Consider the following 15,844-nt stretch of genomic DNA (forward strand, 5'->3'; position numbering starts at 1 on the left):
GATACTAATCACTGCAAATAGAAATTGCTCCGGATGCATGTCCTCGGCGGTAAAAGGAGTAAACTAGTTCTTTTCGGTGTCGATAGTATCGAAATTCTACCGAGCAGGTAGTAGCAGGCGACGGGGACTGGATGCCATGTCGACCGAACGCCTCGCGCCAGGTAATTGTCTACCGAACAAAGCGACCGAGGAGCAGCATTATGACAGTTGTCAAGAACTTCATCGACGGCAAGCTCGTCGACTCGGTCGGCGGTGCGACGATAGCGCTCGTCGACCCCAGCACTGGCGATCAGTACGGCACCGCCCCTGCGTCCAATGAACAGGATATCGATAACGCGTACGCAGCGGCGGCCAGGGCATTCTGCGACTGGAAACGCACGACGCCGTCGCACCGCCAGAAGGCGCTGCTCGATTTCACCGACGAGTTGGAGGATGTCGCCGTTGCGCTTGTTGAGGCCGAGGGCCGCAACACCGGCAAGCCGAACCACGTCACCTTGGCCGCAGAGATCCCGCAGATGCTGGACCAGACCCGGTTCTTCGCGGGAGCGGCACGGGTGCTCGAGGGCAAGTCGGCCTGCGAGTACCTTGCGGGCCATACATCGTGGATCCGCCGGGAGCCGGTCGGCGTCATCGGACAGGTGACGCCGTGGAATTACCCGATGATGATGGCAATCTGGAAGTTTGTTCCCGCGATCGCGGCGGGCAACACCGTGGTGATCAAGCCGAGCGACACCACCCCGGTGACGACGGTGATGCTGGCCGAACTGGCCTCCAAGCATCTGCCGCCAGGCGTGCTCAACGTGGTCACCGGTGACCAGACGACCGGCGCGGCGGTGGTGGCGCATCCGACCCCGATGATGGTGTCGATCACCGGTTCGGTGGCCGCGGGCCGTGCGGTCGCGGAGTCGGCCGGAGGCCGCCTGAAGCGCACGCATCTGGAGTTGGGCGGCAAGGCGCCGGTAATCGTTTTCCCCGACGCCGATATCGCTGCTGCCGCCGAGGGTATCGCGGCCTCGGGCTATTTCAACGCCGGGCAGGACTGCACGGCGGCCACCCGGGTGCTCGGTCACGCGTCGGTGGCCGATGACTTGACCGCGGCGCTGGCCGAGCAGGCCAGCAGTGCCACAACGACGTTCGGCAAGGCCGTCGCCGACGAGGACGCCTGGGTGCCGCCGGTCAACAACGCCAACCAACTACAGCGGGTGCTCGCCTTCCTCGATGAGGTGCCCGACCACGCTTCGGTCGTGGTCGGCGGGCACCGGCAGGGCGACCACGGGTATTACGTCGAGCCGACGGTCGTCGGCGGGCTACGCCAGTATGACCGGCTGAGCCAGAACGAGATCTTCGGCCCGGTGATCACCGTGCAGTCGTTCATCGACGAAGACGAGGTGATCCGATGGGCCAACGGCGTCGAATACGGGTTGGCGTCCTCGTTGTGGACCAAGGACGTGTCGAGGGCGCTCCGCGTGTCGGCCGAGCTCGACTTCGGCTGCGTGTGGATCAACACCCACACCGCACTGATCGCCGAGATGCCGCACGGCGGGTTCAAGTCGTCCGGGCACGGCAAGGATCTGTCGATGTACGGGCTGGAGGACTACACCCGCGTCAAGCATGTGATGGCGAAGATCGACTGACCGGCGCTCTGGTGGCGGACCCGTCCCGATGGATACGATCGATTCCCAATTCCGGGTGCTCGGAGGATCGCTGTCCGGCGATGTCGGTCCCCGCGACAATGTGATCGGTTTGAGCAGACAGTGCTGGCAAATATTCAGCATATCGCCGATCGGACCTCAAATCTCACCCGCCCCGGGGTCGACTACGCCATCGCGGTCGACACAGACGAGTCACCCACCGTCGACGGCGAAGTACTCGGTCCCGCCTACGAGGAGGCGGGTATGACCTTCGCTGCTACAGAAGATCTGGCGGTTGCGTTCCGTCCTCGAAGGTAGTTGGTGCACGCCGATTCCAGCTACCGACAGATGAGTTGTTCGCCGGACTCGCGCGCACGTGCTCGAGACCGAAACATAAGTCCGTCATCGAAGCCGCTGATTCGAGTCCCAAGAGTCGGTTTCGAGTCGGCGTTCGATGCAGCCGCAGCGCCACTTCCAGCCTCGACCGTCCGATCCATTTCGGCATTCTCACGGCGTATTTGTCGACTACATACATTCGAGGGAGCATCCGATGACCGACTACAGCCCCGCCGATCTCAAGGCAAAGCATCGCGCAATGTGGGCACTGGGCGACTACCCCACCGTTGCCACCGAGGTGATCCCGGAACTGGGCCGACGCCTCGTCCAGGCATGCCGCATTGGTCCCGGTCAGCGGGTGCTCGACATTGCGGCCGGATCCGGGAACGCTGCGATCCCGGCTGCTGAGGCCGGTGCCAACGTCGTGGCGAGCGACCTCACGCCGGAGCTGTTCGAGGCGGGCCGGCGTCTCGCCGCCACACGGGGCGTGAACCTGCAGTGGCACGTAGCCGACGCCGAAGCATTGCCCTTCGCCGACGCGGAGTTCGACTCGGTCATCTCGTGTGTCGGTGTCATGTTCGCACCGTTCCATCAGACCGCCGCGGACGAACTGGTGCGAGTCACCAAGCGGGGCGGGACAATCGGGCTTATCAACTGGACACCCACCGGGTTCATCGGGCAGATGTTCGCCGCGATGAAGCCGTTCGCTCCGCCGCCCCCGACCGGTGCGCAGCCACCACCACTGTGGGGCGACGAGGCGCATGTCCGGTCGCTGTTGGGCGATCGTGTCACCGATCTGGAGCTACGGCGCGAGAATGCGGTCATCGATCGTTTTGCCGACGGCATCGAGTTCCGCGACTACTTCAAAACCAACTACGGGCCGACGGTCGCCGTGTACAAGGCCATCGCCGCCGAGCCCGGCCGAATCGCAGTTTTGGACCGGAAGCTCGCTGATCTCGCTGTCCAGCATGACCTCGGCAATGGACGGATGGAGTGGGAGTATCTCTTGGTCACCGCACGCCGACGCTGAGAAACTGGATCTCGACGCGGTCGTCGCGTATCCGGTGTAGCGGGGGTGCTGCAGGATCGCGGCGACCGTGCCCGCTTGCCATCCGTCTTGGGAACGGTGCCGGTTCTGCTCAGGTCGATGCGCCGACGGACAGGGAACACGTTCCCGGTTGAGCGCGATGGCGATGGCTTTGTCGCCGCAGCCGGCGACCGGGCCGCGTCGGCGTAGTGCTGGGCGGCCGCGTCGGCGGCGACGAGATCGGGATGGTCGTCCGCGGCAACCACCAGACGCAGCCCGAGCCGGACCTGCGATGTCATCGCACACCCCGGATTCAAGGGCAGGCCACAGCGCTGCCGCCGGCCACCGGGCCGGCACACCCCCGCCGGGCCCGGTCGCTACCTCCCCCAGAAGGTCAGTGGTGACCGTGTAGTCATCGCGTGCGGTCTTCCGGTGCGGTGACGAAGTATCAGGATTTCAGGCACCGATCCGGCCTGCACGCGGCGAGTGCTCGAACCATGTACACAATTCGAAAGTTGCCATGGTATTGCTGATCGATGCAACATTGACGCTCCGATGTCGGTCTCCGTGGAGAATCTTGGTTATCTACTGGCAATTTCACCTCAATACGTCTTGTTTGCTGCATGTTCGCAATCGACCACAACTTTGGGAGGTTTCATGTTCGATGAGCGTGACCAATTCGCTGAGTTGTCCGAGGTCCGGATGTGCTACCGCGACGAAGGAGATCGGGACGGGCAGCCGCTGCTGCTGATCATGGGACTGAGCTCGCAGCTGATCCACTGGCCCCAAGAAATCGTCGCCAGTCTCGTCGAGCGCGGCTACCGGGTGATCCGTCCCGACAACCGTGACAGCGGGCTGACCGAGTGGAAGGCCGCACCGAGCCAGTACTTTCTGAGGGCGATCGCGCGCGATACCACTGAGTTGCTCGATCATCTGGGGATCGAGCAGGCCCACGTCGTCGGTGCTTCTATGGGTGGGATGGTCGCCCAGTTGCTCGCGATCGAGTACCCCCAGCGTGTGCTGTCTCTGTGCTCGATCATGAGCACACCGCACATCAGCATCGGCATGGCCGATGGGGAGGTGCTGCAGGAACTCACGAAGAAGCTGCCGGAAGAGCGTGAGGCCGCGATCGAGCAGATCACCGACCTGTACACACTCATCGGGTCGAAGACCTACGCAGACCGCGAGGCCCGTCGCGCGCTGGCGACCCAGGCCTACGACCGCGCGCAGCATCCCGAGGGCGGGGTCCGCCAGGTGACCGCGGCCCTCATCGCTCCCGACCGCACAGCGAAGCTTCAGCAGCTGCGGTTGCCCGCGCTGGTTATTCACGGCGGTGAGGACTCGCTGATCAAGATCGCCGGTGGCGAGGCCACCCATGCCGCGATCGCCGATTCGATCTACCTGCCCCTCGACGAGATGGGCCACGACATCCCCGCGCCTCTGGTCGATCAGATCGGTGTCGCCATCGCCGAGAACGCAGCCCGGCGGCCCGCACGCGTATAGGCCCGCGCCACACGGTTTGCTCGCGGCGTAGTCCAGTGACTCCGCACCCAGGGTGAGTGGATTGGCGTCGCGAAGCTTGGGCGCGGACTTCGACTGCACACCTGGTGTCCGACTCCGCCTCGGGCAGGAGTCGGACACCAGTGTCCGCCCATGCGAACCTCCATCACACGCGAGGAATTGACCTGCTCGGTGAGCGCTGGGAAGCTCGCGGGATGCGTATGCGCGTCCGCACGCTCGAATCGGGGTTCCGGACTGGTGAAGTCGCGTATTCAACCTGCGGATAGACACCGGTATCAGCGACAGGAGACGTCAGCGGCGACCCGTCCGAAATCGCGTCCCGAGCTGAGTGAACAGGTTCGGCTGGCGAATCCGGTGAGTGACATCCTGTGGTGCGCGCCCGACTTCGGGTGGAATTGCTTGCTGGAGGCGCTGACCGCGGCAAGCGTGGGGTCTCAGCCGTACGGGTAGCGCTGCTTGCCATCGCCGCGGGAGCGCGCCCGCCAACCGTCCTCGTACGCGGCGAGGTAGCCGCACTCGGCGAGCAGGGCCACGGCGTCAGCCAGTTGCTCGAGGGTGATCCGGCCGCGCTCTGCGAAGGCGGCCGGGAGGTAGTCCACGACGCGGCCGCGCTGGGTCAACACGGTGAGATACCCGATGGCGACACCGCCAAGTTGGATCGTGCCGCCAAAGCGTGGAAAGCGTTCGCCGAGGACACCACAATCTTCGGAGCGGAAGCTCGGCTGCGGGTCGTCGCCGATGGGTTGGCCAAGTTGGATGCACCCGATATTCAGAACCTGACCGACCATCTCAGGACGCTCTCGAAGAATGCCGGCGAGATCAAGCTGGCGGCCGACGATCTCGCAGGTGCGACCGCCGGCCACCACGCAGCGCTCGTCGGACTTCGCTCGGACATCAACAACTCAGGTGGCGGCGACCCTCGTCGCCGCATCGGTCGTAATTGCCGTGACGCTGGTGTGGATCCTCCCGGAGCGTCGCTTTCCCACAACCAAGGAATTCGCGACCTCCCTCGGTCAGGCCCTCGCCGCGCCCGAGCCGCACCAGTAACGGCAGGCCGGGAGCAGGGCGCCGCTCCTCATCGGAGCCCTGATGGCCGCGGTGGCGCTGGTTGTCGTCGGTGTGCTCGGTGTCCGGGCATTCCAGCACGACGCGGGCGCGGAGGTCGCCGCGCAGCTGCCCCGCCCGACCTGTGACGCCGATTCTGCCGTCCCTCGAGAAGCGGCCGGATACGCCGGTCTGGACGCTGCAAGAAATTCCCGGCCCTCCCGGCTCCGAAGTCGAGGAAGTTTCGGCGCTCGGCGGAGATTCCGACGCGGTTCTCTTCAGTCGCAGCGTCCGCCTGCCCGATCTGAGCACTACCGAGTACCTCGACACTGTCGATGCGGGAACCGGTCTGGTCCAGCCCGGCACCCAGCCAATCCCGGTGGACACGAGCGAGCGAAAGCTGCGGCGCTGCGTCGTCGGCGCCGGTCGTGCGACAGCCGCCTGTCACCTCCGGGGCGCGTCGGCGCCCAACGATGCCGTGCTGGTCATCGACCTCGCGGCAAGCCGGATCATCGAAACCCTCACTGCCCCCGTCCGGTCGGACAACCACTCACTCGAAGTGTGGGTAGCGACGGTCAAGTCTGGGAGGTGGCGACCGTGCGGGGCCCGCACCCGGTACCGTCTGGTGCGCCGTATTTCCGACAGCTGTTTTCTTTTTGGAGTGCCAAGTTATACGGGCGTCGGGCGGAGCTGACCGTCCTCGCGGAGTTGCTGGAAGGCCGGTGTGGCGCTCTGGTTGTGCGGGGCGAAGCCGGTATCGGGAAGTCAGCGCTCCTGGAAGCTTCCGCCGCGCGAGCCCAGGCGCGGGTGCTGCGGGTGACTGGGGTGGAGTCCGAGGCCGATCTGCCGTTCGCGGCTTTGCATCTGCTACTCGGGCCGGTGCTCGATCAGGTCGAGACGCTGCCGCGGCAACAGGCCGAGGCGTTGCGCGGTGCGCTCGGCCTCGCGGGCGCCACCCGGGGAGACCGCTTCCTCGTCGGGCTCGCGACGCTCGGCCTGCTGGTGGAGCTTTCGGCGATAGGTCCGGTGGTCTGCTTGGTCGACGACGCGCAGTGGCTGGACGGCGAGTCGGCGGACGCGCTGCTGTTCGCTGCCCGCCGCCTCCATGGCGAGTCCGTCGTGGTGCTGTTCGCCGCACGGGAAGATCGGTTCAACCCACGGGGGCTACCCGAGCTGCGATTGGGCAGGCTGGATGACAGTGCGGCCCGGATGCTGCTCGCCGAGCACGCGGCGGATCTGCCGTCGGCGGTACGCGACCGGTTACTCGCCGAGGCCGCGGGCAATCCGCTTGCGTTGATCGAGATGCCCCGAATGCTCCCGCCCGGGCAGCGCCGCGGCGCCCTGGCTCCGATGTTGTTCGCTACAACGGCGCCGGTGACCGACAGGGTACTGAGCGGCTTCCGTAACCGGATCGCGGTCCTTGCCCCTGCCACTCGCTCCTGCTTACTGGTCGCTGCCCTCGCCAACCACGACGAGCTACGTGTGCTCGAATACGCGGTCGGCCGGCTTGGCGCCACGCTGGCCGACTTCGCTGAAGCCGAGCGCGCGGGGCTGATCCGGGTGTGGCCGGAGAGTGTCGAGTTCCACCACCCGCTGGTGCGCGCGGCGGTGGTAACAGCCTGCGATGTGTCCGCGCGGATGGCCGCGCACCGGGCGCTGGCCGAGGCATCCGGCGCAGACCGGCGCGCCTGGCACCTGGCGGCGCTCACCCTGCACCCCGATGAGGAAGTGGCCGGACAGCTGGAGAGCCTGGCGTTGCGGGCACGACAGCGCGGCGGGCAGGCCGCGGTGTCGGCGGCGCTTTCTCGCGCGGCGGAGTTGTCCACCGATCCCGGACGGGCCGTACACCGGTGGACCGCGGCGGCCGACGCCGCAATCGAGGCAGGGTTGTGGCAGCGTGCGGGCGAATTGGTGAACAGCGCCCGGGAGCGGGCCGAGGCGACACCGCTGGCCGGGTCTGTGCTGGCCGAGCTCGCCCATGTGCGCGCGAAGTTGGCGGTCGAGGCGGGGCGGCCGCTACAGGGTGTGCGGCTCTTGGTCGAGGGAGTCGAGGCGGTCGACAATCTGCCCACCAGGTTGTCCCTGCTCGGTATGGCGGGCTACTACACCTGGGCTAGTGCCACCCACCCGGGCCGATGCTGGCACGCCGGATCGAGGAACTGTGCCCGGAAGGCGAGGGGCTGCCGGCGCTGGTGCGGTCAATCGTCCGCGCGTTCCGCCTGATCCTGGAGGGCGACGAGGTGACCACGCTCGCCTACCCGATGCCGGGCAGCGCCGTACACTTGCCGCCCGATCTGCGATTCCTCATCAATTTTCAGGGCCTCGCCCGAGCCGATATCGGTGGCATGCTCGACGGTGCGACCGGACTCGTCGAGGACTGCCGGGCAGAGGGGCGGCTGGGGCGTATGCCGCAGGCCATGCTGCTGCTGGCCATTGCTCAACTCCTCGATGGCCGGCACCGGTCCGCGCGGGCCACGGTGACCGCCGGCCTTGCCTTGGCCTCCGATGTCGGCCAGCCGATGTGGCGGGGTTACCTGGCGGGTGTGCACACCTGGCTGTCCGCGGTGAGTGGCGCGGAAGCGGAATGCGAGACGATGGCCGGGCAGGCGATCCTCGATGCCGACTCCGACTGGTGGATGCCGGGGGCCTGCTGGGCCGAAAGCGCACGGGTGATGCTCGACTTCGGGCTCGGTCGCTACGACGCGGTGCTGGACCGGATGGAGCGGGCGCTGACCGGACCCACCTGGCACGCCTTCCTGTGGCGGTACTTCTGGCCGGACTACATCGAGGCCGCTGTCCGGGCGGGAAATCCGCAATACGCCCAGGACCGGCTCGGACGCTACGCGGAGTGGGCCGAGGCCACCAGCCGGGCCGTGCCGCTGGCCGTGCTCCATCGGCTCCGTGGGCTGGTCTCCTCCGGCGATGCGGCCGAGTGTTTGTACGAGCGAGCACTAGCCCTGCATGCCGAGGGGCGACAGCCGTTCGAAGAGGCACGCACCCACCTCGTCTACGGGGAATGGCTGCGCCGCCACCGCCGTCGCGTCGAAGCGCGTATCCACCTGCAGGCCGCCATGGAGACGTTCGACCGGCTCGGCGCGATTCCCTGGTCCGACCGTGCGGCCGGCGAGCTACGCGCCACCGGTGTGGCCGTCCGCCCGCCCGGCCCCGGCGACCCACTGGCCGCCCTCACACCGCAGGAACTGCAGGTGGTGCGGCTGGCCGGCGAGGGAGCATCCAACCGCGAAATCGGCGCTCAGCTGTTCTTGAGTCCGCGTACCGTCGCCTCCCACCTGTACAAAGCCTTTCCCAAGCTGGGGATTTCTTCACGTGCCGAGTTGAGCAAACTCCTGGATTGACGACCCTCCGCCCCGGCGGTTGACGGAGCGGTTGACTGATGCGGCGCCTACGCCGATCAGTCATTCGACGGAAGCGGCCGGGCCGGCGATCTCCTTACTGTTCCGGTTGTGACCAGCCGCCGAAGGGAGCAGTCGATGTCGAAGACCGTTTTGGTGACAGGAGCGTCGACCGGAATCGGGCGGGCCGCCGCGTTGCTGCTGGCCCGGGAGGGCTGCACCGTCTTTGCGGGGGTGCGCAAGGAGGCCGACGGTGAAGCGCTCGGTCCCTCGGTCACGCCGATCGTGCTGGATGTGACCGATGCCGGCCGGATCGCCGAGGCCGCCGAGCGCCTCGACCAGCTCGATGCCTTGGTCAACAATGCGGGCGTCGGCGTCACGGGGCCAGTGGAGTTCGTTTCCCTCGAGGCGTTGCGCTGGCAGTACGAAGTCAACGTGTTCGGGCAGGTAGCAGTCACGCAGGCTATGCTGCCGATGTTGCGCGCCTCGCGCGGGCGCGTGGTCACCGTCGGCTCGGTGGGTAGCTGGATCACCCTGCCGTTCGGCGGACCGTTGTGCTCTTCCAAACACGCCATCCGCTCGCTCAATGACGCCCTGCGCATGGAAGTCAAGCCACACGGAGTGGCCGTGGTGCTCATCGAACCCGGATCCACCCACACCGCCGCGGTAGACAAGCTGGAGGACGAGGTCGAGCCGCGGCTGGACGCGATCGGCGCCGAGGGCAGGCGACTGTACTGCGACGCCTACCGAGCCATGACCACCGCCTCGCTGAAGGAAGAGCGCACCGGCTCCAGCCCCGACGTTGTCGCCCGCGCCATCCTGCACGCCGTGACCGCCCGCAAGCCGCGGCCACGCTATCCGGTCGGTAAGAAATCCCGGTTGATGAGCACCCTCGGCCGTGTCCTTCCCCAGTACACCCTCGATGCCGTGCGCCTGCGTGCGCTCGACCTGTCCTGAACGGATCACGCCATGACCCAGCTCGCCGGAGCGGACGCTCTGACCTCGCTCGACCCGGTATTCGCCCAGCTCGCCGTCGGTGTGGGCCACAATCTCTGGGGTCTGCCGCATCTGACCCCGCGCGAGAAGACTTTTCTCTGCCTGACCGCCGACCTGTGCCACCCGCATCTGGGCGTTCCCTGGCCATGCACGTGGAGATGGCCACGGCCAACGGGGTCGAACCCGAGGCCATCCGGGAGCTCTACCGTCACCTGGCCCCCTATGTGGGCTACCCCGTCCTGGTCTCCACCTTCCAGCGCCTGGCCGAACTCGGCCTACCCGCCGCGCAGGACACCAGCCCGGTCGCGCCAGTGCCGCCCAGCGGCGCACTCGCCCGCGCGGTGCGCGGTCTGCAGGACGTGGACCCGGGACTGGCGGCGTTCACCGAGGACCAGTTCGCCCAGCGCTGGGCCCGCCCGTATCTCAGTGTCCGGGAGCGGGCACTCACCTGCCTGGTCGTGGATATCTTCTATCAGACCCTGGGAGCATCTCTGCACCTGCACGCGGAGTTGGCGCGGGCGGACGGCGCCACGGAGGAGACCTTCCGCGATCTGATCCGCGGCGTGGCCGAGTTCGGGCTCGCCCGAGCATGGGCCGCCGCCGCGGCTCTACTCCCCGGGCCGGAACCGGACACGGAACCGTGATCGACCGAAACTACCTGGCGGGGATGTGACCTGCGACACGGTCCGTCACGCGGGGCAACGGTCGCTCGTCAAAGAGGCACAGGGTCCGTCTGATCAGAAAGTTGTGTCATGACATCGAAACCGGTGTTCACCCGGCTCGCCGCGATCGCCGCCGTGCTGGTCGGCGCACTTGCCGCCTTCGTCGTTCCCGTCGCGTACGGGCAGCCGCTGACCCCGGGCTATCAGTCGCAGTACCTTTCGCGGGTGGAGTCACGGTATGTCGACACCGAGCTCGCTCGTTTCCACTACACCCGGACCGGGACCGGATCGCCCGTCGTGCTCGTCGCGGGTGGTGGGCTGTGGGGGTACTCCTGGCGAGACGTGATCCCGGCACTGGCCGCCGAGCACACCGTCTATGCTGTCGACCTGCCCAGCCAGGGATTCACCGAACTGCACCGCGGCGACTTCGCCTACGACCTGCCAGCGATGTCGCAGGCGCTGGCGACCTTCCTCGATGCCATGGGCCTGCACCGGACGGCGCTCGTCGGTCATTCGTGGGGTGGTGCCTGGACTCTGTACTTTGCCGAGCAGCACCCCGACCGCGTCGAACGCCTCGTCCTGCTCGACTCGCCCGGTCTGGACGCCGAAAAGGCCCCGGTCACACCGCTGTTCACCACCCCTCTGGTAGGTGAGCTCGCGACCGATCTCACCACCCGGTCCTTCTATGCCGACAATATCCGCGGCACCTTCCACAACAAGCATCTGGTCACCGAAGAGGTGATCGACGAGCTCTACGCACCGTTCTCCTGGCCGGCCAATCGCGCGGGCTTCCTGTCGTTGTGGCGCAACCTGGACTTCCGGCTCACCGACGCCGGGCTCGCCCGGGTCGCCGCGCCCACGCTCGTGCTGTGGGGCGGCGCCGACAGCTGGCTGCCCGCATCCCAGGCCGGCCGCCTGGCAGCGCGCATCCCGGATGCCACGGCCACCGTCCTCCCGAACTGCGGGCACACCGTCCATGAGGATTGCCCCGCGCAAACCAACCCGCTGATCACCGGATTCCTCCGCTGAGTCTTCTCGGTCATCTGTTGACAACCGTGAATTTGCCCCTTTCTCCGATCCCGAAAAATACTGACCTCGAGGAGCCATCGTGAACAACCCGATAGCGGACGTGCTGATCGTCGGAGCGGGCCCGGTCGGCCTGACTGCGGCGGTTGTGCTGGAGCAACTGGGACACGACGTCGTGATCGTCGACCGGCAGGCCGAGGGCGCCAACACCTCCCGCGCGGCGGTGGTGCACCCGCACACCCTGGAAATACTGGAGCCCTACGGCGTGGTCCCGGCCCTGGTGGAGCGCGGCGTGCACACCCCGACCTTCACGATCCGCGACCGGGATCGCCTGCTAATGGCGATTCCGTTCAGCGAGCTTCCCACCGCCTACCCGTACACGCTGATGATCTCCCAGGCCGACACCGAGAAGTTCCTGCTCGATCGGCTCACCGAACTGGGCGGGAAGGTCACCCGCCCGGCCACGGTCACCGGGATAACGCAGGAACCGGATTCGGTCACCGCGACCCTTTCGGAAGGCGGGCCGCTTCGTGCTCGCTACCTGCTGGCGGCGGACGGTATGCACAGCGTGGCGCGGGAACGGTCGGGAATCGGATTCACCGGCGGCACCTACGCCGAATCGTTCACCCTCGCCGACGTCCGCCTCACCGGCGGAGTACCCACCGACGAGGTCATCCTGTTCTTCTCACCGGCCGGGCTGGTGGTGGTCGCGCCGCTGCCCGACGACAGATTTCGGATCGTGGCGACTGTGGACGAGGCACCACACGACCCGGATATCGCGTTCGTGCAGGGATTGCTCGACGAACGCGGCCCGCAGGCCCACCCGGTCGTGGTCGAGGAAGTGGTGTGGGGGTCGCGTTTCCGCGTCCACCACCGGATCGCCGACACCTTCCGCCACGGCCGGGTCCTGCTCGCCGGCGATGCCGGGCACGTGCACTCACCGGCAGGCGGCCAGGGAATGAACCTCGGTATCGAGGACGCCGTCATGGCCGCGACGACGCTGTCCCGGGTCCTGACCGGTGAACCGGAAAGCCTGCTCGACGAATACGCCGATGCCCGGCGCGGCACCGCCGCAACCGTGGTGTCCACAGCGAGCCGGCTCACCGACATGGCCACCGCGTCGGCGCGCGTGCGACCGATGCGCAATACCGCTATGGCGCTGGCAGGTAAGGCCGCGCCCGTGCGGAACCGGTTGGCGTGGCGCCTGTCCGGACTCGACCGCCGCTGAGAACCTGGCCACCAGGAACTCGAGGAGTCGAGGTGTACGCGATACGGCAGTACGAGTTCGGTGCGCCGGAACGGCTGGTGTGCGCGTCGGTGCCCGACCCGGTACCGCGTGCATGGCAGATACCGGTCGAGGTGCACGCGGCCGGGGGCGCACCTGATCGATTCGGTGCTCCGCGCCGGAGCCGCCGGGGTCCGGTTCCGCCGCCGCGGCTGCCGATGACGCTGGGGCGGGAGGTGGCCGGTGTCGTCACCGGGCTGGGCGTCGAGGTCGATGGGCGGTGGCTGGGCCGGCGTGTGGTGGTCCCTCTCGGAGCCGGCGGCGGAGCTGGTTACGCCGTACTGGCCGTGGCCGATACCGCTGGCCTGCACGAGATACCCGACGGCGCCGGGTTATCGCGTACCGACCAGGTAGCGCTGCAGTGTGGGGCCGAGCCAATCGATGATGGCTTCGCGGGAGAGATCGACCACCGGCGGAATGAACAGCACAAACCGGCACAGCGCCAAGCCGAGTGCCTGGGAGGCCGCGAGCCCGGCCCGGGCCGGAGCCCCGGCGGGATCGCCGGTGAGCTCGGCGATCATCGGGACCAGCTGAGCGGCGAAGATCCCGCGCATCCGCTCGGCGCTGTCGGTATCGGTGACCGCGGTCCGCAGCAGGATCCGCAGCGCCTCGTCGCCCTCCCACCGATCGGCGATATGGGCGGCCAGGGCCTGGCCCACCCGGTCGGGCGGCAGGACCGTCAGGTCGGGCAGTTCCAGGTCCAAATCCGCTGCACTGGCGAACAATTGCTGTTTGCTGCCGTAGTAGCGCATGACCATGGACGGATCGATGCCGGCATCGCCGGCGATCGCGCGGATCGTCGTGCGGTCGTACCCGTCGGCGGCGAACCGCTCCCGGGCGGCGACCAGTATCACGGCCTTGGTCTGTGCCGACGACCTTCTCATGTCCCGCAGTATATACCAACAACTGTTTGCAAACAGTTGTTGACTTGCCCGGAGTCCCGGGCGCATGATGTTTATCAACACTCGTTGGCCAACGAGCGTTGACAGAAAATGGCGAGAATGGAGTGCGAACATGCGCATCGTGAACGAACACCTCAACCCGAGTCAGGCCGCACTGGTCGCACCGAGCGGCACCGGATATCTCCTGCTCGCAGCCGAGGTCGACCGCCGGCCGATGTTCCTGCCCGGCAGCCGAGCCAAGACTCGCCTGATCCGCGAGGCCAAAACGGTCACCGCGGAGCTCGAGCGGCTCCCAGAGGTCGTGCGAGCCACCGTGTTCCGGGGATTCGCCCACCTGGTCTTCGGCGAGAACCACCGCTTGCTGCGCCGCGCGGTCGCCGCGGATGGGCTGCGACCGGCCCGCTACGACGTGGTGATCCTCGTCGAGGTCACTACCCCCGCAATGATCGACACACTGCGGACCCACGCCCACTACCGTCGACTCACACACCTCGTCGAGGCCGGGGCCCGGCGTACCTTCGAAGTCGCTGCCGCCAACCCGCGCAATATGGGCGATGTCGACGCCACGCGGCAAGGGGTGTTCCTGTTCAACTTCTTCTACGGGCAGGAGGAAAAGGAACTCGTCCCGGTGTGGGAATACACGGCGGGATGGTGGGCGGTCAACACCGGGCTGGACAACTCCCGGGTCCTGCAGCCGCTCCCCGGGGAACCGCGCGACTACGGCATCATCAACCACTGCCGGTGGGACCGCCTGCGCGACGTGGCGCCGAAGATGATCTTCCGGCCCTCGTTCCGGCGGTTCGTCCTGGCCAACTTCGCCGCCAACGACATCTCCGCACAACCCGCCCTCTACCGGCTGGCATGACTCTCGACCGAACAACTGCGCCAGGTCGGACCGACCGCCGCGAGCGTGGGAGCACCCGGGAAGGGCGGCCGCCGAAGGTTTGCAGGGAATCGGTCAGGTACAGGTAGGCCCGTTCGGAACCGACACCCTCGACGATCGGCAGCAGCAGGTCGTTGACCCGCGCGGCCAGCTGTGGGTCGGCGCCGGACACCTGCTCGGCGACGTCGGGGGGGGTTCTGGTGAGCGGTGGTGTAGAGGTAGATCGCACGAAGGCCCTCGGTGTAGGCCTTCTGCAGCATCAGCGAACGGCGCACATCCGGGTGGCGGATGATCGGGACCCGCAGTGCGGTCTTGTCGGTCATCCGCGTCAGGTCCGCGCCATGGATCCGAGTCTTGGCGTAGTCGAGGGCGTTGAGGTAGCCCGTCGACAGCGTCGCGATCGCCTTGGTGCCCACCATCATCCGCGCGAACTCGATGACGTCGAACATCTGCGCGATGTCGGCATGCTTGTCACCGACGAGGTAACCGACGGCGGGCTTGCCGTGACCGCCGAGCGTCAGCTCACACGTGGCCGGGACCGGCGCCCTCGGGGCGCGCCAGGACCAGATGCATGATGTTTTCGAACAGAACCTATGGGCAACTGATCAAGGCGTGACTCCCCCGATACGGGTGAAACAGGCTCGAAAGCCCCGGCCGCCGAGACTCGGCTTCCATCGGTGGGGCCTCGAAAGGTGTCGGTAAAACGATCGTTCTCAACAACGGTGCGGAGCTGATCGGCCGATCGTGTCGGGTTCTCGCGTCATACTGACGGTCATGGGGTATGAAGCCGTGCGGCGGCATTCACGCAGGGGACGGGTAGGCGGGAGTTACGTGAAGGGGTCCGTCCGCTTCACCGACCGACGCGCACCCCAGCGGCCGGGGCGCTACCGGTCCCCGTACTTCCACGGCTACCGCAGTGCATCGCCCATGCCGATCCTGTGGGGCCTCGGGGCGCTCGGGGGCGGCGCGATCCTCGTGCTGGTCGTGCTGACCCTCACCCACATGGGATCAGCCGACAGGCCGGCCGACACCGCAGTGGTGCCATCGACCGCCGCGCCCGCGCAGTCGACTGCCCCGCCGAAGTCGTGCTTCCCGTTCAACTGTTGACCGCAAGACTAACGCGGCTCAGTCCGTTTGATGGCCCGGGAATCCTCGGGGAGGGTCGGATTAGTCTGAGC

Annotated in this window: 15 protein-coding genes and 3 pseudogenes; 14 read left to right on the forward strand and 4 right to left on the reverse strand. The window is 67.1% G+C overall.

The annotated features are described in order from the left end of the window. Window positions 1-200: 200 nt before the first annotated feature. The 3 genes from OH799_RS09660 to OH799_RS09670 all read left to right on the forward strand — a co-directional run bounded on the left by OH799_RS09660 (window position 201) and on the right by OH799_RS09670 (window position 2,997). Complete coding sequence (locus OH799_RS09660; protein WP_406278126.1) at window positions 201-1,634, forward strand: aminobutyraldehyde dehydrogenase; 1,434 nt, start codon at window positions 201-203, stop codon at window positions 1,632-1,634. Between the two features lie 120 nt (window positions 1,635-1,754). Further along, window positions 1,755-1,949: a hypothetical protein gene (locus tag OH799_RS09665; protein WP_406278129.1), complete on the forward strand. Its 195-nt coding sequence runs from the start codon at window positions 1,755-1,757 to the stop codon at window positions 1,947-1,949. A gap of 232 nt (window positions 1,950-2,181) precedes the next feature. Further along, window positions 2,182-2,997 carry a class I SAM-dependent methyltransferase gene (locus OH799_RS09670; RefSeq protein ID WP_406278133.1) on the forward strand — a complete coding sequence of 272 codons (816 nt, stop codon included), beginning with the start codon at window positions 2,182-2,184 and terminating at the stop codon, window positions 2,995-2,997. 27 nt (window positions 2,998-3,024) lie between these two features. On the opposite strand, the pseudogene OH799_RS09675 reads toward OH799_RS09670, so the two are convergent. After that, a pseudogene (locus OH799_RS09675) lies at window positions 3,025-3,351 on the reverse strand (recombinase family protein); the annotation flags it as partial. A 300-nt stretch (window positions 3,352-3,651) separates the two neighbouring features. Here OH799_RS09675 and OH799_RS09680 point away from each other — a divergent pair. Continuing rightward, entirely contained in the window at window positions 3,652-4,497 is an 846-nt protein-coding gene (locus OH799_RS09680; protein ID WP_406278136.1) for an alpha/beta fold hydrolase, read from the forward strand. Window positions 4,498-4,949: 452 nt separating this feature from the next. Here OH799_RS09680 and OH799_RS09685 read toward each other — a convergent pair whose 3' ends face one another. Continuing rightward, a complete protein-coding gene (locus OH799_RS09685) occupies window positions 4,950-5,381 on the reverse strand; it encodes a hypothetical protein (RefSeq protein WP_406278139.1) in 432 nt (143 codons plus the stop codon). A gap of 40 nt (window positions 5,382-5,421) precedes the next feature. Between OH799_RS09685 and OH799_RS09690 the strand changes: the two genes are divergently transcribed. The 8 genes and pseudogenes from OH799_RS09690 to OH799_RS09725 all read left to right on the forward strand — a co-directional run. Continuing rightward, the gene (locus tag OH799_RS09690) at window positions 5,422-5,562 is read left to right on the forward strand and encodes a hypothetical protein (RefSeq protein ID WP_406278142.1); all 141 of its coding nucleotides are present in this window, start codon (window positions 5,422-5,424) and stop codon (window positions 5,560-5,562) included. Between the two features lie 42 nt (window positions 5,563-5,604). Further along, window positions 5,605-7,782, forward strand: coding sequence for an AAA family ATPase (locus OH799_RS09695; RefSeq protein WP_406278145.1), 2,178 nt, complete (start codon window positions 5,605-5,607; stop codon window positions 7,780-7,782). Beyond that, window positions 7,752-8,915 carry a LuxR C-terminal-related transcriptional regulator gene (locus OH799_RS09700; RefSeq protein WP_406278148.1) on the forward strand — a complete coding sequence of 388 codons (1,164 nt, stop codon included), beginning with the start codon at window positions 7,752-7,754 and terminating at the stop codon, window positions 8,913-8,915. The genes OH799_RS09695 and OH799_RS09700 overlap by 31 nt, the downstream gene beginning before the upstream one ends. 135 nt (window positions 8,916-9,050) lie before the next feature. Then, on the forward strand, window positions 9,051-9,869 hold the full coding sequence (locus tag OH799_RS09705) for an SDR family oxidoreductase (protein WP_406278151.1): 819 nt from the start codon (window positions 9,051-9,053) through the stop codon (window positions 9,867-9,869). 185 nt (window positions 9,870-10,054) lie between these two features. Then, window positions 10,055-10,552, forward strand: a complete 498-nt coding sequence (locus tag OH799_RS09710; RefSeq protein WP_406281946.1) for a carboxymuconolactone decarboxylase family protein — start codon at window positions 10,055-10,057, stop codon at window positions 10,550-10,552. 108 nt (window positions 10,553-10,660) lie between these two features. Further along, entirely contained in the window at window positions 10,661-11,599 is a 939-nt protein-coding gene (locus tag OH799_RS09715; RefSeq protein WP_406278154.1) for an alpha/beta fold hydrolase, read from the forward strand. Window positions 11,600-11,678: 79 nt separating this feature from the next. Beyond that, window positions 11,679-12,824 (forward strand): FAD-dependent oxidoreductase, encoded by a 1,146-nt coding sequence (locus OH799_RS09720; RefSeq protein WP_406278157.1) that lies wholly within the window; start codon window positions 11,679-11,681, stop codon window positions 12,822-12,824. Window positions 12,825-12,955: 131 nt separating this feature from the next. Next, window positions 12,956-13,186 (forward strand): annotated as a pseudogene (locus tag OH799_RS09725) (alcohol dehydrogenase catalytic domain-containing protein); the annotation flags it as partial. A 27-nt stretch (window positions 13,187-13,213) separates the two neighbouring features. Here the strand turns inward: OH799_RS09725 and OH799_RS09730 are convergent. Continuing rightward, window positions 13,214-13,765 carry a TetR family transcriptional regulator gene (locus OH799_RS09730; protein ID WP_406278160.1) on the reverse strand — a complete coding sequence of 184 codons (552 nt, stop codon included), beginning with the start codon at window positions 13,763-13,765 and terminating at the stop codon, window positions 13,214-13,216. Between the two features lie 130 nt (window positions 13,766-13,895). Here OH799_RS09730 and OH799_RS09735 point away from each other — a divergent pair, with 130 nt between their 5' ends. Continuing rightward, on the forward strand, window positions 13,896-14,648 hold the full coding sequence (locus OH799_RS09735; RefSeq protein ID WP_406278163.1) for a hypothetical protein: 753 nt from the start codon (window positions 13,896-13,898) through the stop codon (window positions 14,646-14,648). A 67-nt stretch (window positions 14,649-14,715) separates the two neighbouring features. Here the strand turns inward: OH799_RS09735 and OH799_RS09740 are convergent. Beyond that, window positions 14,716-15,254: pseudogene (locus OH799_RS09740) on the reverse strand (acyl-CoA dehydrogenase); the annotation flags it as partial. A gap of 186 nt (window positions 15,255-15,440) precedes the next feature. Between OH799_RS09740 and OH799_RS09745 the strand changes: the two are divergent. After that, on the forward strand, window positions 15,441-15,773 hold the full coding sequence (locus OH799_RS09745) for a hypothetical protein (protein WP_406278166.1): 333 nt from the start codon (window positions 15,441-15,443) through the stop codon (window positions 15,771-15,773). Window positions 15,774-15,844: the final 71 nt, after the last annotated feature.

Origin of the sequence: Nocardia sp. NBC_00881, assembly GCF_045207455.1 — a bacterium.
In the GTDB taxonomy this organism is placed as follows: domain Bacteria; phylum Actinomycetota; class Actinomycetes; order Mycobacteriales; family Mycobacteriaceae; genus Nocardia.

Coding starts and splice junctions, on each gene's coding strand:
- OH799_RS09710 (WP_406281946.1), top strand. CDS start 10,055: ATGCACGTGGAGATGGCCACGGCCAACGGGGTCGAACCCGAGGCCATC.
- OH799_RS09715 (WP_406278154.1), top strand. CDS start 10,661: ATGACATCGAAACCGGTGTTCACCCGGCTCGCCGCGATCGCCGCCGTG.
- OH799_RS09745 (WP_406278166.1), top strand. CDS start 15,441: ATGGGGTATGAAGCCGTGCGGCGGCATTCACGCAGGGGACGGGTAGGC.
- OH799_RS09735 (WP_406278163.1), top strand. CDS start 13,896: ATGCGCATCGTGAACGAACACCTCAACCCGAGTCAGGCCGCACTGGTC.
- OH799_RS09670 (WP_406278133.1), top strand. CDS start 2,182: ATGACCGACTACAGCCCCGCCGATCTCAAGGCAAAGCATCGCGCAATG.
- OH799_RS09695 (WP_406278145.1), top strand. CDS start 5,605: ATGGCCGCGGTGGCGCTGGTTGTCGTCGGTGTGCTCGGTGTCCGGGCA.
- OH799_RS09730 (WP_406278160.1), bottom strand. CDS start 13,765: ATGAGAAGGTCGTCGGCACAGACCAAGGCCGTGATACTGGTCGCCGCC.
- OH799_RS09705 (WP_406278151.1), top strand. CDS start 9,051: ATGTCGAAGACCGTTTTGGTGACAGGAGCGTCGACCGGAATCGGGCGG.
- OH799_RS09660 (WP_406278126.1), top strand. CDS start 201: ATGACAGTTGTCAAGAACTTCATCGACGGCAAGCTCGTCGACTCGGTC.
- OH799_RS09680 (WP_406278136.1), top strand. CDS start 3,652: ATGTTCGATGAGCGTGACCAATTCGCTGAGTTGTCCGAGGTCCGGATG.